The sequence below is a fragment of the Candidatus Nitrosacidococcus sp. I8 genome, assembly GCF_945836005.1.
Lineage (GTDB): Bacteria > Pseudomonadota > Gammaproteobacteria > Nitrosococcales > Nitrosococcaceae > Nitrosacidococcus.
The window spans coordinates 1,812,461-1,837,948 of record NZ_OX241534.1; the positions used below are offsets into that span (position 1 = coordinate 1,812,461).

Sequence of the window (25,488 nt, forward strand, 5' to 3'; positions counted from 1 at the left end):
TATTTTAATTAGTGCTGTGTAGTTGATGCATCGCTTTTTCTATCTCTCCAGCCAAGACTGTAGGAATAATCTCTACACTCCTGCCTATAGCTTCCTCAATAACCTGCTGATCTAATAATGATGGCGGATTTAATACATAATTTACTACATCTTGTTTTACTTTAGGATGCCCTATACCTAAGCGTAAGCGGAGAAAATTCTTTTGATTAAGATGGCTAATAATATCTCTTAAACCATTATGCCCACCATGCCCACCTTCTCTCTTAATGCGAGCTACTCCTGGAGGTAAATCTAATTCGTCATGGATGATAAGTAATTGATTGAGAGGGACCTTATAATAATTTAAAAGAGCAAATACTGCTTGCCCGCTATGATTCATAAAAGTGGTAGGTTTAAGCAATAGTAAATTATGACCATGCCAGTTAATATGGACATATTCCCCAAAAAATTTGGATTCTATCTTAAAGTAAGCGGCTAGATTTTTTGCTAGAAAATTTAGCCACCAAAATCCTACATTGTGGCGAGTATAAGTATATTTCTCCCCAGGATTACCTAATCCAATGAGTGCCCAGGGGGTTAAACTCATAACAGAAAATTACTCAGCAGGTTCTTCTCCATCAGAATCGCTAGTAGATGTTTTTGGCTTATGAATAGTAACTACAGGCTGATTATGATCTTCCCCTAATTTCAGGGATGGAATTTCTACCCCTTCTGGTAGTTTTAAATCAGCTAAATGCAACGATTTACCTACTTCTAAATCAGTAATATCTACTTGAATATATTCAGGTAAATCTTTTGCATAGCAGCTAATTTCTACTTCATTTAGTTGGTGAGATACGACACCCCCATCTCGTTTTACTGCTGGAGCTGCATCATGACCGATAAAGTGTAGAGGAACATGCATAGATAACTTATGGGTAGCACTTACCCTTAATAAATCCATGTGAACTAATTTATTAGGGTTTTGAGGTGCTCTTTGTAAGGCTTTAAGTACCACACTTTCTTTTTTTCCACTTACATCAATTGTGAGTATATGAGAATAAAACGCCTCATGCCCTAGGTGCTGAGTCAATATATTATGATCAAAAACTAGTGAAATAGATGGTTTTTCAGCACCATATAGAATAGCAGGCACTTTGCCTGCACGACGGAGGCGGCGGCTCGCCCCTTTACCTTGTGTATTACGGATATTTGCACTTAATTGAAATATATTCTCCATTTCTTTATTACTCTCCTGCTAGCAAGTCAATATGCTATTACTAATATAATTAATGATCTTAAATTAAATTACTATTCTACGAATATAGAACTCACAGATTCTTCAGTATTTATTCGATATATGGTTTCAGCTAAAATTTCAGCAACACTAAGCTGTCGAATCTTCTTGCAATTGAAAGCTTCCTTATGCAAAGGAATAGTATCTGTGACTACTAATTCATCTAACATAGATTGCTCAATATTATTAATTGCTAATCCTGAAAGCACAGGATGGGTACAGTAAGCAATCACCCGTTCTGCCCCATTTTGTTTAAGTGCCCGTGCTGCTTCACATAGAGTACCCGCCGTATCAACAAGATCGTCAACTAGCACACAGGTACGATTTTTCACATCCCCAATAATATGCATTATTTTAGCTTGATTAGGGCGAGGTCGGCGCTTATCAATAATTGCTAATTCAACTTCTAGCTGCTTTGCGAGTGCCCGTGCCCTAACAACGCCACCTACATCTGGAGAAACTACCATTAGATTAGGATATTCATGCTTCCAAACATCGCTTAGTAAAATTGGTGATGCATAGACATTATCTACAGGTAGATTAAAAAAACCTTGGATTTGCTCAGAGTGAAGATCTACCATAAGTACTCTATCAATACCAGCAACTGTAATCATGTTAGCAACTACTCTGGCACTAATTGGTACTCTTGCTGATCTAGGTCTTCGATCTTGCCTAGAATAACCAAAATAAGGAATGACTGCAGTTATTCTTTTAGCTGAGGAGCGACGAACTGCATCTACTAATATTAGTAACTCCATCAAATTATCATTAGTAGGTGCACAGGTTGGCTGAATAATAAAAACATCCTTACCTCGTACACTCTCCATGAGCTCCACCATAACTTCCCCATCACTAAACTGACCAACAAGTGCCTTTGTTAGAGGAAGACCTAGGTAAGATGCTATGTCTCTAGCAAGCTGTGGGTGAGCATTTCCACTTAGGATTAGCATCCGCATCCGACATAAGGATTCGGATATAGCACTTACATCCCTCTGAGAATAGGTATGAATTTTTTTCTCAAATGCAGCCACTGGATTTACTTCTAATTAAGAGAAGGTATTGATATCTTATTTATTAAGATGGAGTTATGGCTGGGGTGCCAGGATTCGAACCTGGGAATGCGGGGATCAAAACCCCGTGCCTTACCTCTTGGCGACACCCCAATAATTATAGTACTGAATATCTATTTTAAGATTCTATTTTTAGACAGATAGTCTTGTAATAGAGATTCATTATACCCCTTTGTAATGATTCCTTTCCAGAGAGTAGGCATTTTTTTTAACACTTCTAATGCTTCTTGTTTTGTATCAAATAATCCAAAAATGCTACTTCCTGTCCCTGTCATTCTAGTTAATGTAAATTGAGATAACCAATAGATGATCTCCCCTATTATAGGGTATCTCTGACATACTATTGGTTCAAGTACATTTTCTCCTTTCCCCTCCATGTAATCTGCTATAGTAATAGATTCGCAATTTCTTTTCAATTCATCTGATGAAAATACCTCCTTAGTAGAAACTTGTGCTGGAGGTATAACTAGGAGATACCAAGCTTCTTTAGGATTAATTGATACTAATTTTTCCCCTACACCCTCAGCCCATGCTGCATGACCATAAATAAAGATAGGAACATCAGCACCTAAACGCAACCCTAACTCGCTAAGTTCTGCTATAGAGAGGTTAGTTTTCCATAGATCATTTAAAGCAACCAATACAGTTGCTGCATCTGAACTTCCTCCACCCAATCCTCCTCCCATAGGAAGATTTTTATAAAGCGAAAGCTTAACACCTTGGCTATATCCTGTCTCTTTTTGTAAGAGCAGTGCAGCCCTGTATACTAGATCTTTTTCTTTAGGGATATTAGCAAGAGGTGTATATACAATATTTTTGTTAGGAGATAATTTAAATGTAAGCCAATCACAATAGCCGATAAATTGAAAAGCAGTTTGGAGTAAATGGTAACCGTCAGATCTACGTCCTGTGATATGAAGAAATAAATTTAATTTAGCAGGTGCAGGATAGGTAAAAAACATGGTTTATTAACCTAAATTCCATTGTTGAATAACTAAGCGGACTTTAAGTTGTGGGCTATTTAAAAATATCTTTTCTGGTAAATCTTGCTGTTTAATTTTTTTATACTCTTGATAGTGAATATGCCAATTTCCTTGGTGTAAACTTTCTAAGCGCCCCCAAGAATCCAAAAGCAGTTTTTTTGTAGATAGCTTAGGGGCAGGTAATCCTAACACCCAATAATTTAGGCTATCTATAGGTAAAGACCACCCAAGTCTTGATTGAAGTAAATGATCAGAAGAAGCTGCGGTCACTGGTTCTTCTTTTGGTAACTGTAAAGTGACCAAATTATAATCACCGTGAAGTACTACCTTACCTTGCCCAAAAGGGAATATCCAAGAAATATCATATATATCGTTTTTCTGGGACCAATATAAGGTGCCTGATCCTGATTTTCTTTCCTCAATTGCTTGGATGCTTAAACGCCCTTTTAAATCCCAATTCTTTATACTTTGAAGAATAAACTGGCGCTCATGCCATACCTTTTGGGGATCTTCTGGTATAGGTCGATTTCCTGCACAACCTGTAATAAATAGAATTATCAACACTATGAAAATAGTTGAGCATCTTATTTTGCTCCATATCATTTTTGAAACCGCTGTATTACATTTAAGAGTACTTTACTATTTTGGTTATCTTCAAGAGCATGATCCCAAACTTTGCGGGCACCGGACTCATCTCCCTTTAACCATAGCACCTCTCCAAGGTGAGCGGCAATTTCAGGATCTTTTCGAATCTCTATAGCTCTAAGTAAATAATGTACTGCTTTATCATAATCTCCTAAACGGTAATGAATCCACCCCATGCTATCTAGAATAAATGCATTATTAGGTTTTAATTTCATCGCTTTTGAGACATATTCTAACGCTTCATTAAACCGATGAGTTTGTACTGCCAAGGTATAACCTAAAGCATTTAAGGCCTCTGCATTATCCGGGCTTGCTGTTAAAATATGATGGAGATCATTTTCCACAATATCCAATTTATTTAGATTTTCTGCAATCATTGCTCTTGCATAAAGTAGATCAATATCTTCTGGTTGATTTTCTAGAGCTTTACTATAGTAAGACAACGCCTCTTCATAGCGGTCAGCGTTAGTAAGTATTTCTCCTTCTGCAAGCTGAAATCGTACTTTTTGTTCTGGGAATTTCTGGCTTAATAGACGTAAATGATTCCGTGCCTCTTCTGTATAGTGCTGTTTAGCAAGCAAAATTGCTTGCCGAATTTGTGCATCAATCATAAGAGATCCCTGAGTTATAGAGGAGTACCAATTCATAGCAATTTCAGGGCGATTTTGTAATTCTGCAAGTCTACCTAGATAAAATCGTGCTTGAGTAGTACTTGGGTCTACTTTTAACAACTGCCGAAAATAATCTTCTGCTTGTTTATATTCACGTTGATCTATAGCTAGGGCACCTTGACCTAGAAGTACATCCGGGTTTTCAGGCTGCTCTTGCTCCAATTGATTAAAGATCTTGTGAGCTTCTAAATCTGAGCCTACCCTCATCAAAGTTTGCCCATAAGCAAGACGTAAGAAAAAAGAAGCTTTTTTCTTACTTTTTACTGCTGATCTTAGTACTCGAACTGATTCTTCATCCTTGCCTTGCTTCTCAAGAATATTAGCTTCCATTGCTACGATTTTATCTGAATTTTGGAACTGCTTACTAATTTGGTTAATCGCTTGTAAGGATTCTTCAAGCTGATTTAATTCTAATGTAAGATAAGCATACCCATATAGAGCATCTGGATCTTTATTCTGAAATGCGTCTAACCCTCTCATAAGAGAGATAGCTGCTTTTGTATCTGGTGTTTTAATAAGTAACGCAGCAATCTGTAAGAAAATTTCTTCTTTCGAGTTAGCATTATAGGTAACAAGTTGGGCTAAATGGTTTTCAACTTCATTATATTTTTCTTGCTGCAAAAGCATTGCGATCAATACTTGTCTCGCATCTTCATTTTTAGGATCTATTTGCACCCAAAGCTTAGATGCACGTGTGGCATAGCTAATGTTCCGTGCAAAAAGGGCAACACGTGTTGCCCTTTCAGCAAGACGAATATCTTGAGTAGATTCTGCTGCAAGCAGATAATTTTCCATAGCATAAGTTATTTGCCCACGTTGTCCTGCGATTTCAGCAGAAATCAATTGATATAATAATTTAGGGGTTAACGAACCATATGAATAGCTACTTTTATTTTCCTTTTCTGTATATCCTAATGTATTTTTATCTATTTTTTCAGCAGCTAAGTTAGTCTTTGATAGAGTACAACTGACTAGCAGTAAAGATAAAGTTAGCTGAAAAACTAGTGGGAAAGGAGTTTGTTTCATTAAAATATCTCCATTACTCCTTAAAAAATTTTCTAACTAAAAAAAGCAACTCTACACACAAGCTCAATTATACCGAATTTAATGAAAATTTAGTGATTTTTAAGATAGAATACACGGAGTATTTGTTTTAATGTTTACATTTTTATGATGCAATTACTTGCTTTTGGCGTTAACCATAAAACTGCACCGGTAGCTGTGCGAGAGCAGCTTATTTTTGCTCCAGATCGGCTACCCTCAGCGCTTACAGAACTTGTAAGATATGACGGTATTAATGAAGCAGCGATTTTATCTACCTGCAATCGTACCGAGCTTTATTGCGGCTATACTTCAGGAAAAGAAAATGCTGCTATTGAGTGGTTACGACAATACCATCATATGGAACTCCAAAGTTTAAAACCGTGTCTGTATACCCATCCAAACAAATCCGCTGTACGCCACCTATTACGAGTAGCTAGCGGTTTAGATTCTATGATACTAGGCGAGCCCCAAATATTAGGGCAAATTAAAACAGCATACCAGCATGCAGTTGAAGCAGGTACGATTGGTCGTTTACTGAGTCGTTTGTTTCAACACACCTTTCATGTGGCAAAACAAGTACGTACGGATACTGCAATTGGAGCAAGCCCTATATCAGTCGCATTTTCTGCAGTTAGTCTTGCAAAACAGATCTTTGGGGATTTAGAACCTAAAATAGCCCTCTTAATTGGTGCAGGTGAAACTATTGAACTTGCAGCTCGACACTTATTTTCAAATCATATCGGGCAAATGATTATTGCTAATCGTAGTATTGAAAAAGCACAACAGCTAGCTAGTCAATTTAATGGTAGTGCCATATCAATTGCTCAAATTCCAGAATACCTCCCTAAGGCGGATATCGTAATTTCTTCTACAGCAAGTCAATTACCTATTTTAGGAAAAGGTGCAATTGAGCGTGCTTTACGTATTCGAAAGCACCGACCTATATTTATGGTGGATATTGCTGTGCCAAGAGATATTGAGCCTGAAGTAGGAGAGTTACAGGACGTTTATCTCTACAATGTAGATGATTTGCAAGAGGTAATTCAGGAAAATATTCAATCTCGCCAAGCAGCAGCTAAACAAGCTGAAGAGATTATTGATGTTCAAGTGGAAAATTTTATGGAATGGGTACATGGACAAAATGCTACCCCTATTATTCGGGCGATCCGTAAAGAGACAGAGCAGTTGTGCAGAGAAGTTTTAGAAAAAGCACAAAAGCGTATTGCCAATGGTCAAGATCCTAGCGAAGTGCTTGCTATGCTAAGTCATAATCTTACTAATAAATTTTTACATATTCCTAGCCGACAGATACAGATTTTGAGTGCTACAGGGGACAAATCTATTTTAGAGGCAGCAATAAAAATATTTGATATTCATCAGCATTAAAATCTCATTTGTTGCCATTTACATATGAAAGAATCTATTCAAAACAAACTTAGAATATTATCTGAGCGACAACAAGAGCTCTCTGTTTTGCTTGCTGATCCTGCAGTTGCAGGTAATCAAAACAAATTTCGTGAACTATCTCAAGAGTATGCGCAAAACCAGCCAATCATTAGTTGTTTTCAAGATTTTGAAAACACTAAAAATATATTAATAGAAGCTAGTGCAATGTTATCTGAGCAAGATACTGAGCTAAAGGCTCTTGCTCGGGATGAAATTACAATTGCAGAAAATAAGATTGAACAGCTTAATCAAGAACTACAAATCCTATTACTTCCTAAAGATATTAATGATGAAAGAAATGTTTTCTTAGAAATTCGTGCTGGTACAGGGGGAAATGAAGCAGCTCTATTCACAGGAGATTTATTGCGTATGTACCTACGCTACGCGGAGCAAAAGGGCTGGAAAACAGAAATTGTTAGTAATAGCTCAGGAGAGCATGGGGGCTATAAAGAGATTATTGTTCGTATTATCGGCAATGGCGTATATTCTCATTTAAAATTTGAGTCCGGAGCTCATCGTGTCCAGCGAGTTCCTCAAACAGAATCTCAAGGGAGAATCCATACATCTGCATGTACTGTTGCTATCATGCCAGAGGCTGAAGAAATTGATGACATTGAGCTCAATTCTGCAGATCTACGTATAGATACATTCCGTGCTTCAGGGGCTGGTGGTCAACACGTAAATAAAACAGATTCTGCAATTCGAATCACCCATATTCCTACTGGAATAGTTGTAGAGTGCCAAGATGAACGCTCTCAACATAAAAATAGAGCTCGTGCAATGTCTTTACTTCAGGCTCGAATAAAAGCAGTAGAAGAAACTAAACTTGCAGTAGAAGAGGCACAAACTCGCCGAAATTTAGTAGGTAGTGGCGATCGATCAGAGCGGATTAGAACCTATAATTTTCCCCAAGGTCGTGTTACTGATCACCGAATTAATTTAACCTTATACAAACTCAATGAAATTTTAGAAGGTTATATAGATTTAATCATTGATCCTTTAATTACAGAACACCAAACGGATCAATTATCTCTTATTGAGTACTAAGAATAATATTAAAATCTATTTTTTGCACCTTGATTTTTAATAATTTTTACTGTAGAAAATGATTTTAGCCTAAACCTATAGTTCGTTATTTTACATATTCATCTATATTTATGACTTTCAATTTGAGAGATTCCTTTGAACTCAAAGGAGAGTTATCTACTTTAAGTGTTTTGAGGCTACGGGATACTAGTATAGAAAAAATTAATCATGAGCTTGCTACTAAAACTAAAGCAGCTCCAGGTTTTTTTTCAAACACACCTATTATTATTGATCTTGGCTATTTAGCAAGTAATTCTATTCCATTAGATTTTGATGCTTTAAAATCTGTGTTAACTAGATATGGTTTAATACCTATCGGAATACGCAATGCTAAAAAAAGAGATCAGGAAATAGCACTTAAAGTAGGATTAGCATTACTGAGAGATGAACCTGTTGAATACACGCTACCTGAAGATAGAAATGGTAATAATCAAGATACTAAATCCTCTCACCATGAAGATCCATCTTGTAAAACTTTAGTTATTACAAAACCTGTACGTTCCGGGCAACAGATTTATGCTAAAAAATGTGATTTAATTGTGCTTTCCCATACAAGCCCTGGATCGGAGTTATTAGCAGATGGGAATATTCATATTTATGGTTCTCTCCGAGGACGTGCACTAGCAGGTATCCACGGAGATAAGCAAGCAAGAATATTTTGTCAGAGTTTAGAGGCAGAGCTAATTGCAGTCGCAGGGAATTATAAACTGATAAATGATATTGGGTCTGCATTCAGAGGCCGATCTACCCAAATCTATTTACAGGAAGAACATCTAATAGTTTCATTATTATAGATAATAGTTTAGATTAGGGAGAATAAATGTGAGAGTTATCGTCGTTACCTCTGGCAAAGGAGGGGTAGGTAAAACAACTACCAGTGCTGCATTTTCTACTGGTCTTGCAATGCAAGGTTATAAAACAGCTGTAATTGATTTTGATATAGGATTACGAAATTTAGATCTTACTATGGGATGCGAAAGGCGTGTAGTCTATGATTTAATTAATGTAATTCATCATGAAGCCCAGCTTAACCAAGCTTTAATCAAAGATAAGCGGGTGGAAGGCTTATATATGCTCCCCGCGTCTCAAACTAGAAATAAGGATGCTTTAACCCGAGAAGGGGTTGAAGAAATTTTAAATGAATTACGAACTCTTGAATTTGATTATGTTGTTTGTGATTCACCAGCAGGTATAGAGCATGGTGCACTTACAGCACTTTACTTCGCAGATGAAGCATTGATTGTGACTAATCCTGAAGTTTCTTCTGTACGAGACTCTGATCGGATTCTTGGACTTATTCAAAGTAAATCTCAGAGGGCAGAGAAAAGAGAAGATCCTATAAAAGAGCACTTAATCATAAGCCGTTATAGCCCTGAACTAGTAAAGAAAGGGGATATGCTGGGTGTAGATGATATTCTTGATATTCTTGCAATCCCGATGCTCGGAATTATTCCTGAATCTAAAGCAGTGCTCCAAGCTTCTAACGCTGGTATACCCGTGATTATGGATGAGACTACAGATGCTGGCCAAGCTTATTGGGATGTAGTGTGCCGCTTTCTGGGAGAAGATCTCCCTCATAGGTTTATTCATTCCGAAAGAAAACCATTTTTTAAACGACTATTTGGATAATAAGATGAATTGGATAAAATTCTTTCGTTCTGCTGACTCTGATCGCAAAAACTCTGCCCTTACTGCAAAAGAACGCCTACAGATTGTAATTGCTCATGAACGAGTAGATAGACATGGACCATCTTATTTACCTCAATTAAGAAGAGATATGCTCGAAGTAATTAGAAAATATGTCACTGTAGACGATCAGCATGTTAAAATCCATATAGAGCAGGATGGGGATACGGATATACTTGCCCTGAATGTTTATCTAAGCGAGGAATTGTCAGAAGTTTAGACTAGTTTGTGTTGAATTAATTTGTCGTAGAGGAGCCTATCATTAGGCGGGGGGCTCCATTGCTATTATCACTTACCAAGTTTTGGTTAGGAGTTTGAGGAAGATTAAATTTGATCTTATTACTATTACCATCTGTAACCATTGATAATCCCTTGCGATAATACTCTAAAGCGGACTCTAATTTCCCTAGTTCTTTAAATACTTCCCCAAGCTCCTCATAAGATTCTGCATTAGGTGCATAGGAAATACTTTTCTCTAAGTATTGCTTTGCTTTCTCCCATAAATTATTTTGTTTAGATAAACGACCTAGTGTTAAAAGTAACCAAGGGTTTTGTCCATATTGGTTAAGCCAAGTTTCAGCCCATGATAATTGAGATTCTTTATTAGAAGATTGTATTGTTCCATATAGATGAATAAGCTCATCAGCCCATTTTTTCTTCAAAGCATTTTGAATGAGTTGTTCTGCTTCATCTTGTTTTCCCTGATTTGAAAGCATATAAGCATAAGTAGTAATAACTCGTGAATTCTGCTGTAAATTAGTAGGAACAGCCTTCCATTCTTCAGTAAGGAATGTGATTCCTCTCTGGGATGCAACGAGTAGTAGCTCAGTATAGGCAATAGTTTCTAATGATTCTTGTTCTTCTTTATTAATTAGCTTTTGGCGTTTTAAGTCAGGTAATAATCCCAATAACTGATTCCAATCTTTTTGCTGCAAATATAGATTCTTTAATAACTTTAATGGCTGAGGGTGTTTTGAATCAATACTTCTTAATTGATTTAAGGTAGTAAGTGCATCACTATACTGATCACTATTAAGCTGAAATTCAGCCTGAGCAAGACCTATAGCAAAACTAGCTGCGGGAGTAGTTTCACTAGCTAGCCTAAGATAAGCATCTCGCCGATCGTAGGCTCCTTGATTTTGAGCAGCAGATGCTGCAGAGAGATAATTAAATAGAGGAGCACTGCTATGTTTTATATCTTTAACTAGACTATATTCAGATCTAGTCCAATTTCCCTCTTCTAAATCAATTAACCCTTCAACAAATAATTTATTAGCATGAGAGATTTGGTACTTTTCCTGTAATTCCCCAAATTTTTTAGGAATATTATAGGCGTGCGCAAAAATACGAATAATAAAATATCCAGCTACGACAATAGTAGCTAAAGTAGCAATACCTAGTACTAAAGTGGTTTCAATAGACCATTGATCATAGCCAATAGTGATGTATCCTGGATCATCTTTAGTAAGTAATCCTAAGCTTACACCTAAAATAAGTGTAATTAAGATAAAAATTATTATTTTCATGGATTATCTCCCTCAGAACTTTCAGGTTGCTGCCGAATTAGCTCATTAAGCATTTTTAGAGATTGAGAAATATCAGGTAAAGGCGGTTTAATTACAGTTCGCTCAAGTTGGGTTAGTGTATCTTGCATAACTACAGCAGTCTGAGTACTTTGAAAGTAAGTATCTAACCATGTTTTAGCTTCCTTAATAACCTCTTGAAAATTTTCTTCATTTCTTTGTATTAAATTTAAGCGAGTCACTTCTAATTTGAGCTGCAAGCTTTGATAAATAAAATAGCGCTCTTCTGGTAAAGAATTAGATAAACTGCTCTCTTGACTCCTTTTATTCTCTTGATGATTAAAGATAACTAAATGCTGAAGCTCACCCCTAATATTTAGCAATGCTTCTTTAATTTGAATTAAATTAGGAAGTTTATTTTTAATTTCTGTATTCTGTTTTTTATCTTCTTGCAAATCCTTTTCTTGATGAGAAAGCCCTTTTTGAGAATCTCTTTTTAACTCTAAATTTTTTATTTTTTCAATTTGGTGACTAAGGGCCATAACCATTTGATTAATATCTGGCACTACAGTTAATTTTAGTAAATTAATCTCTTTTTCTAGCTGGTTTTGTATAGGATAAAATTCAGATTTTAAATTATGGCTAATTGCTTCTTTAGCTAACTGTAAAGCCGTAAGTGCAGAATTAATATCATAGTTTAAGCGTAGTTGTTCATTTGCTACACGTAAAAAATAAGTAGTTTCAACTGCATTCCATGTTTCTACTGAAGTTGGAGCTTGTTTTTCTTCTCCTAAAGTAGCATTAATGACTCTTATTTGATCTTTTAAATGTGCAATATCTTCTTGAACTTGAGAAAAGTCATCCTCTTCTGTTTTAGGCTGATTTTTTAGCGAGGATAGCTCTGCTTGTATCGTATCTATTTGAGTAACCTGCTCATGTACCTTGTTTTGTAAATCTGAAATAGTCTCTTGTACAGGAGCTAATTGATTTTCAAGTAAACTTTCCGTTGTTTCTGTAGTAATATTATTAGAATTTTGATTATTAAATTTATGAATAAATTCTTCTCTAAGGGTCTCTCTAGCTTGTTGTTCTTTTTCAATAAAGGATTTTCCATAAAATATACCTACTGTAGCTAGTAGTATTATAATAATTCCAAATAGAAAAAATACTAACCATAAATAAAGATTCTTTCTACCAGAAGATACCCTGCTAACAACAGGTTGCTGTGTATACCTTACTCGAGAAAAATTTGCAGGAGATATTTTTTTTGTGGCTTTTTTCACTATCGAATCCCCTACCTCAGATGTAGAGGATTTTTCTACTTTCTCTACGGAATCTACTTTAATATCCTCCCTACTCTCTTCCAGTGGCATGTTTTTTAATTCATCTTTATTTTCGTGCAAATCTGAAAATGGCTTATGTTGGTGTTGATCTTTTCTTTTTTTACTCATAGGTTAAGCCTTGCATCTAATTATTGCTGTAATAAGAGCATTATCTTCAGGTTTATCTACTGGATAGATCTTAGTAAATCCTAGCTCTTTTGCTCTTTGAGCTTGTCGCATACCAATAACTACTAAAGGAGTAGTATAGAATTTTTCTAGCAAAGAGGTTTCAACAAGAGCACATAAATTCTCTAAAATTTCTTGGCTAGTAGTGATAATTGTATCTGCAGGATTACTTATTAAAGCTTGATGAAGAGTGCTTAATACTGTAGGTAGGGGTGAACATCTACGATAAACTTCTCCAAAACTGATATGCCCACCCCGATCTGTTAATACTTCAGAGAGTAAATTTCTTCCGCCATTTCCACGAAAAATTATAATTTTTTTTCCTACCATGTCTTGAAATTCATCCATAGCAAGTAATGCTTCACTATTATAACCAGTACTAGGACAAAGGCTTATAAATAAATTAAATGCTTCTAATGCTTTTGCTGTTCCTTTTCCGACTACCGCAATTTTTAAGCTTTTCGGGAAATTTCCCTGTTCTAAAATAAGAGGGATTCCATACTTAACTGCATTTGCACTAACAAATATAGCCCAATGAAAGGTATCTAAAGATTGGATAGTTTTATTTATTTCGGAGTGATTTTCTGATTCAGTAATCCTAATCATAGGAAAATGTAGTGGGTACCCTCCCTCTTTTTCAATAAGTTGACATAAATTCCTAGCTTGTCCTATTGGGCGAGTTACTAAAATACGTTGCCCTACGAGTCTCTGATCACTGCTAGCTACCATAAACCTCAGCCAAAATTTTATCTGCCCCCTGATTTAATAAATCCTCAGCAAGGGAGACTCCTATATTTTCTGCCTCAATTAATAACCCTTTTATTTCTCCTCGAATAACTTCACTTCCATCAGGGCGACCCACTAAAGCTCGTAACCAAATCTGGTTATCATCAATAAGTTCAGCGTAACCTCCGATAGGAACTTGGCATCCCCCAGCAAGTCTTTTATTTAATGCACGCTCTGCAGTCACAATAATTCTAGTTGGTGCATGTTCAAGTGAGTTAAGCAATTGTTCAGTTGCTGTATCACCTTTCCTACATTCAATACCAATCGCGCCTTGACCAATAGCAGGAAGGCAAATTTCAGGTGTAAGCGTTTCCTTAATTCGCTCTTCTAATATAAGACGTTTTAGTCCTGCTGTAGCTAGAATAATAGCATCAAATTCATTGTTATCTAGTTTAGCCAGACGAGTATTTACATTACCTCTTAGATCCAAAATTTGAAAATCACTCCGGTATTCACAAATTTGAGTTTGTCGCCGTAAACTGGATGTGCCGACTCTAGCACCTTGAGGAAGATCGCTTAGTTTTTGCCAACGGTTAGAGACAAAAGCATCTCTAGGATCTTCTCTTTGGCAAATAGCAGCAATATGGAGATCATCAGGTAATTCTACCGGTACGTCTTTCATTGAGTGGACAGCAATATCTGCCTCATTATTTAAGATTCCCTGCTCTAACTCTTTAACAAATAATCCTTTCCCCCCTACTTTTGCTAAAGGAGAATCTAAAATTTTATCCCCTTGAGTAGTCATTGTAATAAGTTCTATCTGCAATTCAGGGTATAAATGTTGTAAAGTGGTAGCTACATATTTTGCTTGCCATAGGGCAAGCTGGCTTTTACGGGTAGCAATACGAAGGGAAGTTTTTATCATAAAGAAAAAATTATTATTAGTTTCAATTTAAATTAAAGCAGATACATTTGCCTCAAATCAATAATAAATACGTTACTAAAATCGAAAGAATATAACCATTCACTCTCTATAATAGAATTAAACCGCAGATATCCTCAATCATAGCAATATTTTTATCAACTTTAGCTTAAATGGAGTATATAACACCTCTATGACTGTTTATAGTAAACCATGGTCAGGACGTTTTACAGAACCGACAGATTCTTTTGTTGAAAAGTTTACTGCATCTATAAATTTTGACTATCGTTTATATATACAAGATATACAAGGATCTATCGCTCATGCATGTATGCTAGCTAGAGTTGGTGTACTCTCAGCTGATGAATGTACGCTTATTGTAGAGGGTTTAAAAAATATTGCCCAAGATATTACCCAAGGTCATTTTATTTGGTCTGAGCAACTTGAAGATGTGCATATGAATATTGAAGCTGCACTTGTCCAAAGCATAGGATCTGTAGGCAAAAAGCTTCACACAGGCCGATCAAGAAACGATCAAGTTGCTACCGACATACGCTTATATTTAAGAGATTCTATTGACACTCTTTGTATACAATTACAAAACCTACAAATCGCCCTACTTACTTTAGCTGAGAGGGAATATAAAACTATCATGCCAGGGTTTACTCATTTACAGACGGCACAGCCTGTCACATTTGGCCATCATCTTATGGCTTGGTTTGAAATGCTTATAAGAGATCTAGACCGTTTTATTGATTGTCGCCGTAGAGTAAATACTATGCCTTTAGGATCTGCCGCTCTAGCAGGTACAACTTTTCCTATCGATAGATTCTATACCGCAGAATTGTTAGGTTTTGAAACTATTGCGGAAAACTCTTTAGATGCAGTTTCCGATCGGGACTTTGCGATTGAATTTACTGCAGCAAGTGCACTATTAATGACTCACTTATCTCGTTTTTCAGAAGAATTAATTTTATGGTCTTCTGCTCAATTTAATTTTATTCAACTACCTGATCGGTTTTGTACTGGATCTTCTATCATGCCGCAGAAGAAAAACCCAGACGTACCGGAATTAGTAAGAGGAAAAACAGGACGAGTCAATGGACATTTAATTAGCTTACTTACCTTAATGAAAGCACAACCCCTTGCCTATAATAAGGATAATCAAGAAGATAAAGAACCTTTATTTGATACAGTAGATACTGTACTTGGGTGTTTAAGAGCCTTTGCTGATATGATCCCTTCTATTAAAACTCACCCAGATAAAATGCGACAAGCTGCTATGCAGGGCTATGCTACTGCCACTGACCTTGCAGATTATTTAGTGCGAAAAGGGATATCTTTCCGTGATGCACATGAAATTGTAGGTAAAGCAGTTGCATTAGCAATTGAAAAAAATAAGGATTTATCTGATTTAAGTTTAGAAGAGTTGCAAAAATTTAGTCCCTCTATTGGGCAAGATATTTTCAAAATTCTTACATTAGAAGGATCTGTACAAGCAAGAAATCACCTAGGGGGTACTGCTCCTAACCAAGTAAAGGCTGCAATAGAGCGAGCAAGGAAGAAGTTAAAACCTATCCAGTCTCAATTTCTTAACTTGATTTAGCTAGTAATTCATCGCTAAGACAAGATTTTCCTTGGCGTACAAAAGGAGGCTTTATAATTTCAGCAATTAGTTTTTTACCACGAATATCTACTTCACAGCAGCTAGCACCAATAGGTACATTAGCAAGGGCGATAGATCGGCTTAAAGTAGGGGAAAATCCACCGCTAGTAATCATTCCCTCTCCTAAGTCAGTTGCGATAGGCTGTCTATTCCGCAATAATCCCTTTCCTAAAAGGAGTAGACCTACTTGTTGGGTACTGGCTATTTTTTGTTCTAATACCTTTCTACCAATAAAATCTCGATCTGTAGGTTTTAACGCTACAGTCCAACCTAATCCGGATTCAAAAGGAGTAGTACTTTCATCCATATCAGTTCCATAAAGGCACATTCCTGCCTCTAACCTTAGGGTATCTCTAGAACCTAATCCACATGGGGTCACTCCGTGATTTATCATTTTCTGCCACCAATTTGGAGCATCAATCGCTGGAAGCAATAATTCATAACCATCTTCTCCCGTGTATCCTGTACGGGCTATAAAAAAATCCTCTTCCCAAGTCCCGTGAAACCGCTTTAAGTTTATTACTCTTTCTTTTATAGATTCGCTTAACTGATCGTGCACCCTATCTCGTGCTTCTGGTCCTTGGATAGCAATCATTGCTAAATCTGACCGCTCTATTATAGATACTCCAAAGGATTGCCCATGGGATTTAAACCAAGCTAAATCCTTATCTCGAGTACCTGCATTAGAAACAATACGGAACTCTTCTTCTGAAATGAAATAGGCAATAATATCATCGATAACACCCCCATGCTCATTGAGCATACAGCTATAAAGTGCCGCTCCCGGAGTATTTAAACGATCGATATTATTAGCGAGTAAATAACGTAAAAAAGAGCGTACGTTTTCTCCTTTTAAATCCGTAACTACCATATGAGAAACATCGAATATTCCAACACTTCGGCGTACATGATGATGTTCTGCAACTTGAGATCCATAATGTAACGGCATTTCCCAGCCTGCAAAATCTACAATATGAGCATTTGAGGCACAATGTAAGTCAAAGAGTGAAGTATGTTTTTCCATAAAATTTTTTATTGCTAAGTCTATAAATAAAAATAACTATAAGTATAGAAAATTCCTATTAACTATCTATAGGTGGTAACAAACGTTTTTTACCTTCATCATCAATGGCTACAAAGATAAATAGCCCTTCTGTTACTTTAGTGTATTTTAATTGATCGTTTTGTATCCACACCTCGATATGAATTTTCATAGAAGTCTGACCTTCACCTACTAGGCAAGTATAACAGCTCACCATTGAACCTACAGGCACAGGGCGTAAGAAAGTCATACTATTAATTGCAACCGTAGTTACCCTTCCTTTTGCACGGCGACGTGCACAGGCTGCCCCGGCCAAATCCATTTGAGAAACGATCCAACCACCAAAAATATCCCCATTCCAATTCGCATCCCTAGGCATAGCAATAGTTTGAATAGAAACATCACAAACGCTGCCAGTAGGCATTGTGGGTTGCTGTACACTTATGGTTTCAGACATAAATAATAATTAAATCTATACTATTTGTGCTTCTTTACTAGTTTTATAGAACTATTCTACAGTTACTGATTTTGCTAAGTTACGAGGTTGATCTACATCAGTTCCTTTAATGATAGCTACATGATAAGCAAGTAGCTGCAAAGGAATGGTATGAACAATTGGAGCAGTCTCATTTTCAACTGGAAGCATTTCTAGAACTTGTACTCCTGGTCCAGGACTTACTTGTGCACCATGATCAGCGAAAATGTAAAGTTGACCACCTCGAGCCCGAACTTCTTGTAAATTAGACTTTAGTTTTTCTAAGAGCTGATCATTAGGTGCTACTGCAATAACAGGCATATCTGTATCTACTAACGCAAGTGGTCCGTGTTTTAATTCTCCTGCAGGATAGGACTCGGCATGAATATAAGAAATTTCTTTAAGTTTAAGGGCTCCTTCCATTGCGATAGGGTAGTGCACACCTCGGCCAAGGAAAAGTACATTACGGATTTCTGAAAATTGCTCAGAAAGAGTTTGAATAGCAGGATTCAATTGTAGCGCCTGTTCTACATTAGCTGGTAGTGCTATAAGTTGAGATACCAGCTCTGCCTCTTTCTCTGATGTAATCTGACGACGACGGCCCAATACAATTACTAATAGCAAAAGTGCTACTAATTGAGCTGTAAATGCTTTAGTAGAGGCTACCCCAATTTCAGGGCCTGCTCGAGTCATAAGTGCTAAATCCGATTCACGCACTAATGAGCTTTCAAGCACGTTACAAATACTTAAGCTAAAACGAAACCCAAGTCTCTTTGCTTCTTTAAGTGCAGCAATGGTATCAGCGGTTTCTCCTGATTGGGAAAGTGCGACTACTAAGGTATCTGGTATCACTACAGGAGATCGATAACGAAATTCGCTTGCTATTTCTACTCGGCAAGGAATACAAGCAATAGATTCTAACCAATAACGCGCCACCATACCTGCGTGATAACTTGTACCACAAGCAAGAATAAGTACCGACTGAGTTTGATTAAATACCTCTTTAGCATGTACTCCAAAAGATTCATCTAGTACTTGGTGACTATTAATACGGCCCTCTAAAGTCTCTGAAATAGCTCGGGGTTGCTCAAAAATTTCTTTAAGCATGTAGTGGCGGAATTGCCCTTTTTCTGCCACATCTATTTGTAATTCACTTTCTCGTATAGGGCGATCAACAATCTGATCTGCAATATCATAGATTCTAATCCGTCCTCTACTGAGTTCTACGATATCCCCTTCTTCTAAAAAAATAAATCGCTGAGTAACTGGAAGTAGTGCAGCTACATCAGAGGCAATAAAATGTTCTCCAATGCCGATCCCTACTACGAGAGGACTACCTTGGCGTGCAGCAATCAAATAATTAGGATCTTGGGTAGAGATAACCCCAAGTGAGTAAGCTCCTTTCAGATCTTTAAGAGTATGCTTTACAGCAACTAATAAATCACCATCTTCTTCTAAATAATAATAAATTTGATGGACAATTACTTCTGTATCTGTTTGAGAGGTGAATTCAAAGCCTAATTCTTGTTGCCGAACTTTCAGCTCTTCATAATTTTCAATAATCCCATTATGGACTATAGCTATTTTTTGGCGGCAAATATGAGGATGGGCATTAGCTTCACTAGGTTTCCCATGGGTCGCCCACCGGGTATGGGCAATGCCTATAGATCCTGTAAGTCCAGTATCTAAAAGCCCTTGCTCAAGTTTTGCGACTTTACCAGTTCGCCGTACTCGTTGCAAAGTGGTCTCACTATCGACTACAGCCATCCCTGCCGAATCATAGCCGCGGTATTCTAGTCGTCGTAAGCCTTCTAATAAAATAGGAACAACATCCCTTTGTGCTACTGCCCCAACAATACCACACATGTTTCTCTCCTTTAAAATAAAGTAAGCTGGATCAAAAGTTTCTTTAATTGTTATTTAGTAGGGTTTTTAATAGGGCGTTTCCAAGTTGGGTGTGTTTTTTGCGGTGTTCTACTTAAGGTTAATTTATCCGGAGGAGCATCTTTAGTTATTGTAGTACCCGCACCAATAGTTGCTCCCGATCCTATCACAACTGGAGCAATCAGTTGAGTGTCTGAGCCAATGAAAACATTGTCTTCGATAATAGTTTGATACTTATTCACCCCATCATAATTACAAGTAATAGTGCCTGCACCCACATTTACATTTTTACCAATCGATGTATCACCAATATAACTTAAGTGATTAATTTTTGATCCATCAGCGACATTGGACTTTTTAATTTCAACAAAATTCCCGATATGTACTTGTTTTCCTAATCTAGATTCAGGTCGAAGCCGTGCAAAAGGTCCAACTTTTGATTGGGAATCAATGATAGCTTCTTCTATAACACAATTAGCAAATATTTTAACATTTGAACCGATATATGTGTCACGAATATAGCAATTAGGCCCAATGATCACATTATCACCGAGGGTTATCTCTCCCTCCAAAATTACATTAGCATCAATATAGATATCTTGCCCAGCTTTAATTGTACCTCGTAAATCAAAGCGGCTTGGATCGCAGAAACTTATACCTTGTTCCATTAAACGATCGGCTTCTCTGATTTGGTAAGCACGTTCTAAATACGATAATTGTTTACGATTATTTATACCTATCACTTCTATAGAATCTGAAGCCAGTACAGTGGCGATAGCACCTCCACTATTAATAGTGTGACTTACCATATCAGTAAGATAATACTCTTTTTGTGCATTATGATTTTTTATATGAGGTAAGACTTGTTTTAAATGCTCTGTTTTAATTGCAATAATTCCGGTGTTGATTTCTTTTATTTTCAACTGATCAGAATTAGCATCAGATTCTTCTACAATAGCAGAAATTGACCCGGTGCTATTTCGAATAATCCTTCCTAAACCTGTAGGGTTATCTAAATTAGCAGTAATTAATCCTAAAGAATTATTAACTGTTGTAGAGAGCAATTCTTTCAACGTTGTTATATTTATAAGAGGTACGTCTCCAACAAGAATTAAAGTGGTTGTATTATCTTGAAGATAGGGTAGAGTTTGGAGTACTGCATGACCAGTACCTAACTGTTCTTTTTGTTGAACCCAAGTAATATCATCTCCCTTTATTGCGTTAGAGACTAGTGCTCCACCATGGCCGTAAACGATAATAATTTGTTTAGGGGTAAGCTGGCGTACTTTTGTTACTATATGGCTAAGTAGTGGTTGACCTGCTAATTTATGCAGTACTTTAGGTAGCTGCGATCGCATTCGTGTTCCTTGTCCTGCTGCAAGAATGATAATGCTAACAGACATAAATAATTTCTCCCTCATACTATAAAGTAAAAGAACTACTATAGGAATAAAAAAAGGCCACTTAGAATGTGGCCTTTTTTATTTAGGAATATATAAAAAGATTTATCTTCTATGCCCTAGTTTTTTACGAAGATTTTCAATCGTCCTAATCTGAGCAATTGCTTCTGCTAGCTCAGCTTGTGCTCGAGCATAATCAATTTTATCTTTTTGATTCTTAATTGTATCTTCCGCCCGCTCTTTAGCCTCTAATGCAGCAGCCTCATCAATATCATCTGCTCTTTGAGCAGTATCTGCCAATATTGTAATAATATGGGGCTGAACTTCAAGCAATCCTCCCGACACATAGAAGGACTCTTCCCTACCATCCTCTTCTTGAACCCTTACAGAGCCAGGTTTAAGACGAGTAAGCATAGGCGTATGCTGCGGCATGATGCCCACTTCCCCCATTTCTGCAGGTGCAATTACCATAGTCGCAGTACCGGAGAAAATCTCCTTCTCAGCACTTACAATATCAATATGTATTGACATAGTTTAACTATTACTCTGTAGTATTAAAGTTTCTTCGCTTTTTCTACGGCTTCGTCTATGGTACCTACCATATAAAACGCCTGCTCTGGTAAATGATCATATTCACCCTCAACAATACCTTTAAACCCTTGAATAGTATCTTTAAGCGATACGTATTTACCCGGACTTCCCGTAAACACTTCTGCTACAAAGAAAGGTTGAGAGAGGAATCTCTGGATTTTCCGTGCTCTTGAAACAACAAGTTTATCTTCTTCGGAAAGCTCATCCATACCTAAAATAGCAATAATATCCTTTAGCTCTTTGTATCTCTGTAAGTTACCTTGCACCGCCCGTGCAATTTGATAGTGCTCTTGACCTACAATAAGTGGATCTAACTGACGGCTAGTAGAATCTAAAGGATCTACAGCAGGATAAATCCCAAGTTCTGCAATCTGGCGAGATAGTACTACGGTAGCATCTAGGTGAGCAAAAGTAGTCGCTGGTGAAGGATCAGTTAAATCGTCTGCAGGTACATAAACTGCTTGAATAGAGGTGATAGATCCAGTCTTAGTAGAAGTAATACGCTCTTGTAAAACACCCATTTCTTCGGCAAGAGTAGGCTGATAGCCCACTGCAGATGGCATACGACCTAACAGTGCAGATACTTCTGTTCCAGCAAGAGTGTAGCGATAAATATTATCAACAAATAACAATACATCTCGCCCTTCTTCTCTAAAGAATTCCGCCATCGTAAGACCAGTAAGTGCAACTCTTAATCTATTCCCTGGGGGTTCATTCATTTGTCCATAAACGAGGGAAACTTTATCTATAACCTGAGATTCTCTCATTTCGTGGTAAAAATCATTACCCTCTCGAGTACGTTCACCTACCCCTGCAAATACTGAATACCCTGAGTGCTCAGTAGCAATATTGCGGATAAGCTCCATCATATTAACGGTCTTACCTACCCCAGCACCTCCAAAGAGTCCTACTTTGCCCCCCTTCGCAAAGGGACATATAAGATCAATAACTTTAATGCCAGTTTCTAATAGCTCGGTAGCAGGTGCTAGTTCCTCATAGGCAGGAGCTTTTCTATGAATTGACCAACGTGTTTCTTCTCCAATAGGACCAGCTTCATCTACGGGATCTCCTAATACATCCATTATTCTCCCTAAGGTTTTACTACCAACAGGTACAGATATTGGCGCATTAGTATTAGTTACCTCCATTCCTCGGCGTAAACCATCAGAGCTTCCCATAGCAATAGTACGGACTACCCCATCACCAAGTTGTTGCTGAACCTCTAAAGTTAGCCTTGCTTCATTAATGGTTAAAGCATCATATATCTTTGGAATTGAATCACGTGGAAACTCCACATCAACGACTGCGCCAATTATTTGCACAGTTTTTCCACTGCTCATAACTTATATTCCCTCTTAAATAATAATCTATAGGTTAATAACTTTATTTGAGATAAATCTAAAGAGCAGCGGCGCCACCCACAATTTCCGAGAGTTCCTGTGTAATCATTGCTTGTCTTGCTTTATTATAAGCAAGCTGTAGATCACCAATAAGGTCACCTGCATTATCTGATGCTGCTTTCATGGCAACCATTCTAGCCGCTTGCTCACAAGCTATATTTTCAACAACTCCCTGATAAACTAAAGATTCTATATATCGTACTAATAATTGGTTAAGTACTCGACTTGCTTCAGGCTCATAAAGATAATCCCAACGATGATCTAATTTTTCATCAAACTTAGGTGCAGTAATGGGTAATAACTGCTCTATTATTGGCTGTTGTGTCATCGTATTAACAAACCTATTAAATGCTAGATATAAGCGATCTATATTCCCTTTTTGATAGCTATCTAGCATTACTTTAACAGAACCAATTAAATCTCCAATGTTAGGGCTATCCCCAATATGTGTCGTTTGCGCAGTAACTTTTCCGCCGAACCTACGAAAAAAAACACTCGCTTTTTGACCAATTGTACACATACTAATAGGTATATTTTTTTTGTCCCATTCCTGCATTGATCGCAATAATGGTCTAAATAAATTAGTATTTAGACCACCGCATAAACCTCGATCGCTAGAGATAATAATAAACCCAACCCCTTTATGAGGATCACGATTTACTAAATAAGGATGCTTGTACTCCGGGTGAGCTTGTGATAAATGATGAATAACATTAGATACTTTATCTGCATAGGGTCGTGATGATTTCATACGATCCTGAGCTTTACGCATCTTACTAGCTGCTACCATTTCCATTGCACCAGTAATTTTTTGCGTATTTTTAACGCTAGAAATTTTACCGCGTATCTCTTTACCGCTAGGCATAGGTTACTCCGCTACCAAGTACTTGTCGCTTTAAATTTCTCAATAGCAGATTTAATTTCTGCTGAAATTTCATTATTATAATCACCCGTTTCAGTGATTTTATTTATAAAATCTCCATAGTTAGATTTCATGTAATCTTGTAGTGCAGCCTCAAAATCTTGAATCTTATCTAACTCAATGTCATCTAAGAATCCTTCGTTAGCCGCATATAAAGAAATTGCCATTTGACCTACATTCATAGGAGAGTACTGCAATTGCTTCATTAATTCTGTGACTCTTTGCCCACGCTCTAGCTGGCTTCTTGTGGTTTCATCTAAATCAGATGCAAACTGTGCAAAAGCTGCTAGCTCACGATATTGAGCAAGGTTTAAACGAATACCACCACCTAATTTCTTAATAATTTTTGTTTGTGCAGCTCCACCTACCCTGGATACCGAAAGGCCTGCATTGATTGCAGGTCGAATACCTGAGTTAAATAAATCTGTCTCTAAAAAAATCTGACCATCGGTGATAGAAATGACATTTGTTGGAATAAAAGCAGATACGTCACCTGCTTGCGTCTCAATAATAGGTAATGCAGTTAAGGATCCTGTTTTACCTTTTATCTCTCCTTTTGTAACTTGTTCAACATATTCTACATTAACACGTGCAGCCCGCTCTAATAAACGAGAGTGAAGATAAAATACATCTCCTGGAAACGCTTCACGACCTGGTGGACGCTTAAGCAGTAAAGAAATTTGGCGATAAGCCCATGCCTGCTTAGTAAGATCGTCATAAATAATTAAAGCATCCTCTCCCCTATCACGGAAATACTCACCCATAGTGCATCCTGCATAAGGTGCGATAAATTGTAGTGCAGCAGAATCTGAGGCACTAGCTGAAACTACAATAGTATGAGCAAGTGCACCATGTTCCTCAAGTTTACGAACAACACTAGCAACTGAGGAAGCTTTCTGTCCGATAGCTACATAGATACATTTAACACCAGTACCCTTTTGATTGATGATAGCATCAATCGCAACTGCAGTTTTCCCAGTTTGCCGGTCTCCGATAATAAGTTCACGTTGCCCACGACCAATAGGTACCATAGAGTCGATGGATTTTAGACCAGTTTGCATGGCTTGGGAAACTGATTGGCGAGCAATAATACCAGGAGCCACCTTTTCAATAGGAGAAGTAGTTTTTTCTTCAAGGGTTCCCTTTCCATCAATAGGAACACCTAGTGAGTTAACAACTCTACCTAGGAGATTCTCACCTACTGGAACCTCTAAAATTCGTCCGGTACACTTTACTCTATCTCCCTCAGAAATATGTTGATAGGCACCCAACACTACAGCACCTACTGAATCTCTTTCTAGATTCATAGCTAGACCATAAGTATTCCCCGGAAATTCAACCATTTCACCGAACATTACATCAGTGAGACCATGAATACGTGCAATACCATCCGTTAGGCTAATAACAGTCCCTTCTGTGCGGGCTTCCGTCTTTGCCTCAAATCCTTCAATACGCTTTTTTATAAGCTCGCTAATCTCTGCAGCGTTTAGTTGCAGTTGCATAGATTATAATCCTCTTATTC

General features: G+C 37.3%; 24 protein-coding genes and 1 tRNA gene. 6 read left to right on the top strand and 19 right to left on the bottom strand.

Features of this window, described 5'->3' with window-relative positions:
* Nucleotides 1-4 precede the first annotated feature (4 nt).
* The 7 genes from pth to OOL07_RS09035 form a co-directional block, all read right to left on the bottom strand.
* Complete coding sequence (pth, locus tag OOL07_RS09005; RefSeq protein WP_264696244.1) at nucleotides 5-586, bottom strand: aminoacyl-tRNA hydrolase; 582 nt, start codon at nucleotides 584-586, stop codon at nucleotides 5-7.
* 9 nt (nucleotides 587-595) lie between these two features.
* Entirely contained in the window at nucleotides 596-1,219 is a 624-nt protein-coding gene (locus OOL07_RS09010; protein ID WP_264696246.1) for a 50S ribosomal protein L25/general stress protein Ctc, read from the bottom strand.
* 71 nt (nucleotides 1,220-1,290) lie between these two features.
* On the bottom strand, nucleotides 1,291-2,226 hold the full coding sequence (locus OOL07_RS09015; protein ID WP_264696384.1) for a ribose-phosphate pyrophosphokinase: 936 nt from the start codon (nucleotides 2,224-2,226) through the stop codon (nucleotides 1,291-1,293).
* A 138-nt stretch (nucleotides 2,227-2,364) separates the two neighbouring features.
* A tRNA-Gln gene (locus OOL07_RS09020) sits at nucleotides 2,365-2,439 on the bottom strand.
* Between the two features lie 20 nt (nucleotides 2,440-2,459).
* A complete protein-coding gene (gene ispE, locus OOL07_RS09025) occupies nucleotides 2,460-3,308 on the bottom strand; it encodes a 4-(cytidine 5'-diphospho)-2-C-methyl-D-erythritol kinase (protein ID WP_264696247.1) in 849 nt (282 codons plus the stop codon).
* A gap of 6 nt (nucleotides 3,309-3,314) precedes the next feature.
* Nucleotides 3,315-3,893 carry a lipoprotein insertase outer membrane protein LolB gene (lolB, locus tag OOL07_RS09030; RefSeq protein WP_264696248.1) on the bottom strand — a complete coding sequence of 193 codons (579 nt, stop codon included), beginning with the start codon at nucleotides 3,891-3,893 and terminating at the stop codon, nucleotides 3,315-3,317.
* Nucleotides 3,894-3,928: 35 nt separating this feature from the next.
* Nucleotides 3,929-5,671 carry a tetratricopeptide repeat protein gene (locus OOL07_RS09035; protein ID WP_264696250.1) on the bottom strand — a complete coding sequence of 581 codons (1,743 nt, stop codon included), beginning with the start codon at nucleotides 5,669-5,671 and terminating at the stop codon, nucleotides 3,929-3,931.
* Between the two features lie 147 nt (nucleotides 5,672-5,818).
* On the opposite strand from OOL07_RS09035, the gene hemA reads away from it, so the two are divergent.
* The 5 genes from hemA to minE all read left to right on the top strand — a co-directional run bounded on the left by hemA (nucleotide 5,819) and on the right by minE (nucleotide 10,127).
* On the top strand, nucleotides 5,819-7,075 hold the full coding sequence (hemA, locus tag OOL07_RS09040; RefSeq protein ID WP_264696386.1) for a glutamyl-tRNA reductase: 1,257 nt from the start codon (nucleotides 5,819-5,821) through the stop codon (nucleotides 7,073-7,075).
* A 24-nt stretch (nucleotides 7,076-7,099) separates the two neighbouring features.
* Nucleotides 7,100-8,182, top strand: coding sequence for a peptide chain release factor 1 (prfA, locus tag OOL07_RS09045; RefSeq protein ID WP_264696251.1), 1,083 nt, complete (start codon nucleotides 7,100-7,102; stop codon nucleotides 8,180-8,182).
* Nucleotides 8,183-8,292: 110 nt separating this feature from the next.
* Nucleotides 8,293-9,015: a septum site-determining protein MinC gene (gene minC / locus OOL07_RS09050; protein ID WP_264696252.1), complete on the top strand. Its 723-nt coding sequence runs from the start codon at nucleotides 8,293-8,295 to the stop codon at nucleotides 9,013-9,015.
* 28 nt (nucleotides 9,016-9,043) lie between these two features.
* A complete protein-coding gene (gene minD / locus OOL07_RS09055) occupies nucleotides 9,044-9,850 on the top strand; it encodes a septum site-determining protein MinD (protein WP_264696253.1) in 807 nt (268 codons plus the stop codon).
* A 4-nt stretch (nucleotides 9,851-9,854) separates the two neighbouring features.
* Nucleotides 9,855-10,127, top strand: a complete 273-nt coding sequence (gene minE, locus OOL07_RS09060) for a cell division topological specificity factor MinE (protein ID WP_264696254.1) — start codon at nucleotides 9,855-9,857, stop codon at nucleotides 10,125-10,127.
* Nucleotides 10,128-10,143: 16 nt separating this feature from the next.
* On the opposite strand, the gene OOL07_RS09065 is transcribed toward minE, so the two are convergent.
* From OOL07_RS09065 to hemC, 4 genes are read right to left on the bottom strand one after another with little or no spacing between them, the layout of a single operon-like run.
* Nucleotides 10,144-11,433: a heme biosynthesis protein HemY gene (locus tag OOL07_RS09065; protein ID WP_264696255.1), complete on the bottom strand. Its 1,290-nt coding sequence runs from the start codon at nucleotides 11,431-11,433 to the stop codon at nucleotides 10,144-10,146.
* Entirely contained in the window at nucleotides 11,430-12,881 is a 1,452-nt protein-coding gene (locus OOL07_RS09070; RefSeq protein WP_264696256.1) for a uroporphyrinogen-III C-methyltransferase, read from the bottom strand. The genes OOL07_RS09065 and OOL07_RS09070 overlap by 4 nt, the downstream gene beginning before the upstream one ends.
* 3 nt (nucleotides 12,882-12,884) lie before the next feature.
* Nucleotides 12,885-13,667, bottom strand: coding sequence for a uroporphyrinogen-III synthase (locus tag OOL07_RS09075; protein WP_264696257.1), 783 nt, complete (start codon nucleotides 13,665-13,667; stop codon nucleotides 12,885-12,887).
* Nucleotides 13,657-14,589 carry a hydroxymethylbilane synthase gene (hemC, locus tag OOL07_RS09080; RefSeq protein ID WP_264696258.1) on the bottom strand — a complete coding sequence of 311 codons (933 nt, stop codon included), beginning with the start codon at nucleotides 14,587-14,589 and terminating at the stop codon, nucleotides 13,657-13,659. Before hemC ends, OOL07_RS09075 begins: the two co-directional genes overlap by 11 nt.
* Before the next feature lie 190 nt (nucleotides 14,590-14,779).
* On the opposite strand from hemC, the gene argH reads away from it, so the two are divergent.
* Complete coding sequence (argH, locus tag OOL07_RS09085; protein WP_264696260.1) at nucleotides 14,780-16,192, top strand: argininosuccinate lyase; 1,413 nt, start codon at nucleotides 14,780-14,782, stop codon at nucleotides 16,190-16,192.
* Here the strand turns inward: argH and gcvT are convergent.
* From gcvT to atpA, 8 genes are all read right to left on the bottom strand, one after another.
* Complete coding sequence (gcvT, locus tag OOL07_RS09090) at nucleotides 16,179-17,276, bottom strand: glycine cleavage system aminomethyltransferase GcvT (RefSeq protein WP_264696261.1); 1,098 nt, start codon at nucleotides 17,274-17,276, stop codon at nucleotides 16,179-16,181. The genes argH and gcvT overlap by 14 nt on opposite strands.
* Before the next feature lie 58 nt (nucleotides 17,277-17,334).
* Nucleotides 17,335-17,751 (bottom strand): acyl-CoA thioesterase, encoded by a 417-nt coding sequence (locus OOL07_RS09095; protein ID WP_264696262.1) that lies wholly within the window; start codon nucleotides 17,749-17,751, stop codon nucleotides 17,335-17,337.
* A gap of 51 nt (nucleotides 17,752-17,802) precedes the next feature.
* Complete coding sequence (gene glmS, locus OOL07_RS09100; RefSeq protein ID WP_264696263.1) at nucleotides 17,803-19,635, bottom strand: glutamine--fructose-6-phosphate transaminase (isomerizing); 1,833 nt, start codon at nucleotides 19,633-19,635, stop codon at nucleotides 17,803-17,805.
* Nucleotides 19,636-19,685: 50 nt separating this feature from the next.
* Nucleotides 19,686-21,056 (bottom strand): bifunctional UDP-N-acetylglucosamine diphosphorylase/glucosamine-1-phosphate N-acetyltransferase GlmU, encoded by a 1,371-nt coding sequence (glmU, locus tag OOL07_RS09105; protein ID WP_264696265.1) that lies wholly within the window; start codon nucleotides 21,054-21,056, stop codon nucleotides 19,686-19,688.
* 102 nt (nucleotides 21,057-21,158) lie between these two features.
* On the bottom strand, nucleotides 21,159-21,584 hold the full coding sequence (locus OOL07_RS09110; RefSeq protein WP_264696266.1) for a F0F1 ATP synthase subunit epsilon: 426 nt from the start codon (nucleotides 21,582-21,584) through the stop codon (nucleotides 21,159-21,161).
* Between the two features lie 23 nt (nucleotides 21,585-21,607).
* Entirely contained in the window at nucleotides 21,608-22,984 is a 1,377-nt protein-coding gene (gene atpD, locus OOL07_RS09115) for a F0F1 ATP synthase subunit beta (RefSeq protein WP_264696267.1), read from the bottom strand.
* 58 nt (nucleotides 22,985-23,042) lie between these two features.
* Nucleotides 23,043-23,909: a F0F1 ATP synthase subunit gamma gene (gene atpG, locus OOL07_RS09120; RefSeq protein ID WP_264696268.1), complete on the bottom strand. Its 867-nt coding sequence runs from the start codon at nucleotides 23,907-23,909 to the stop codon at nucleotides 23,043-23,045.
* Nucleotides 23,910-23,920: 11 nt separating this feature from the next.
* Entirely contained in the window at nucleotides 23,921-25,468 is a 1,548-nt protein-coding gene (gene atpA / locus OOL07_RS09125) for a F0F1 ATP synthase subunit alpha (RefSeq protein WP_264696270.1), read from the bottom strand.
* Between the last annotated feature and the right edge of the window lie 20 nt (nucleotides 25,469-25,488).

Bases quoted from the DNA above. Each gene is read 5' to 3' on its own strand.
- pth (WP_264696244.1), bottom strand. From the start codon at position 586: ATGAGTTTAACCCCCTGGGCACTCATTGGATTAGGTAATCCTGGGGAG.
- OOL07_RS09010 (WP_264696246.1), bottom strand. From the start codon at position 1,219: ATGGAGAATATATTTCAATTAAGTGCAAATATCCGTAATACACAAGGT.
- OOL07_RS09015 (WP_264696384.1), bottom strand. From the start codon at position 2,226: ATGCTAATCCTAAGTGGAAATGCTCACCCACAGCTTGCTAGAGACATA.
- ispE (WP_264696247.1), bottom strand. From the start codon at position 3,308: ATGTTTTTTACCTATCCTGCACCTGCTAAATTAAATTTATTTCTTCAT.
- OOL07_RS09035 (WP_264696250.1), bottom strand. From the start codon at position 5,671: ATGAAACAAACTCCTTTCCCACTAGTTTTTCAGCTAACTTTATCTTTA.
- hemA (WP_264696386.1), top strand. From the start codon at position 5,819: ATGCAATTACTTGCTTTTGGCGTTAACCATAAAACTGCACCGGTAGCT.
- prfA (WP_264696251.1), top strand. From the start codon at position 7,100: ATGAAAGAATCTATTCAAAACAAACTTAGAATATTATCTGAGCGACAA.
- minC (WP_264696252.1), top strand. From the start codon at position 8,293: ATGACTTTCAATTTGAGAGATTCCTTTGAACTCAAAGGAGAGTTATCT.
- minE (WP_264696254.1), top strand. From the start codon at position 9,855: ATGAATTGGATAAAATTCTTTCGTTCTGCTGACTCTGATCGCAAAAAC.
- OOL07_RS09065 (WP_264696255.1), bottom strand. From the start codon at position 11,433: ATGAAAATAATAATTTTTATCTTAATTACACTTATTTTAGGTGTAAGC.
- OOL07_RS09070 (WP_264696256.1), bottom strand. From the start codon at position 12,881: ATGAGTAAAAAAAGAAAAGATCAACACCAACATAAGCCATTTTCAGAT.
- OOL07_RS09075 (WP_264696257.1), bottom strand. From the start codon at position 13,667: ATGGTAGCTAGCAGTGATCAGAGACTCGTAGGGCAACGTATTTTAGTA.
- hemC (WP_264696258.1), bottom strand. From the start codon at position 14,589: ATGATAAAAACTTCCCTTCGTATTGCTACCCGTAAAAGCCAGCTTGCC.
- argH (WP_264696260.1), top strand. From the start codon at position 14,780: ATGACTGTTTATAGTAAACCATGGTCAGGACGTTTTACAGAACCGACA.
- gcvT (WP_264696261.1), bottom strand. From the start codon at position 17,276: ATGGAAAAACATACTTCACTCTTTGACTTACATTGTGCCTCAAATGCT.
- OOL07_RS09095 (WP_264696262.1), bottom strand. From the start codon at position 17,751: ATGTCTGAAACCATAAGTGTACAGCAACCCACAATGCCTACTGGCAGC.
- glmS (WP_264696263.1), bottom strand. From the start codon at position 19,635: ATGTGTGGTATTGTTGGGGCAGTAGCACAAAGGGATGTTGTTCCTATT.
- glmU (WP_264696265.1), bottom strand. From the start codon at position 21,056: ATGTCTGTTAGCATTATCATTCTTGCAGCAGGACAAGGAACACGAATG.
- OOL07_RS09110 (WP_264696266.1), bottom strand. From the start codon at position 21,584: ATGTCAATACATATTGATATTGTAAGTGCTGAGAAGGAGATTTTCTCC.
- atpD (WP_264696267.1), bottom strand. From the start codon at position 22,984: ATGAGCAGTGGAAAAACTGTGCAAATAATTGGCGCAGTCGTTGATGTG.
- atpG (WP_264696268.1), bottom strand. From the start codon at position 23,909: ATGCCTAGCGGTAAAGAGATACGCGGTAAAATTTCTAGCGTTAAAAAT.
- atpA (WP_264696270.1), bottom strand. From the start codon at position 25,468: ATGCAACTGCAACTAAACGCTGCAGAGATTAGCGAGCTTATAAAAAAG.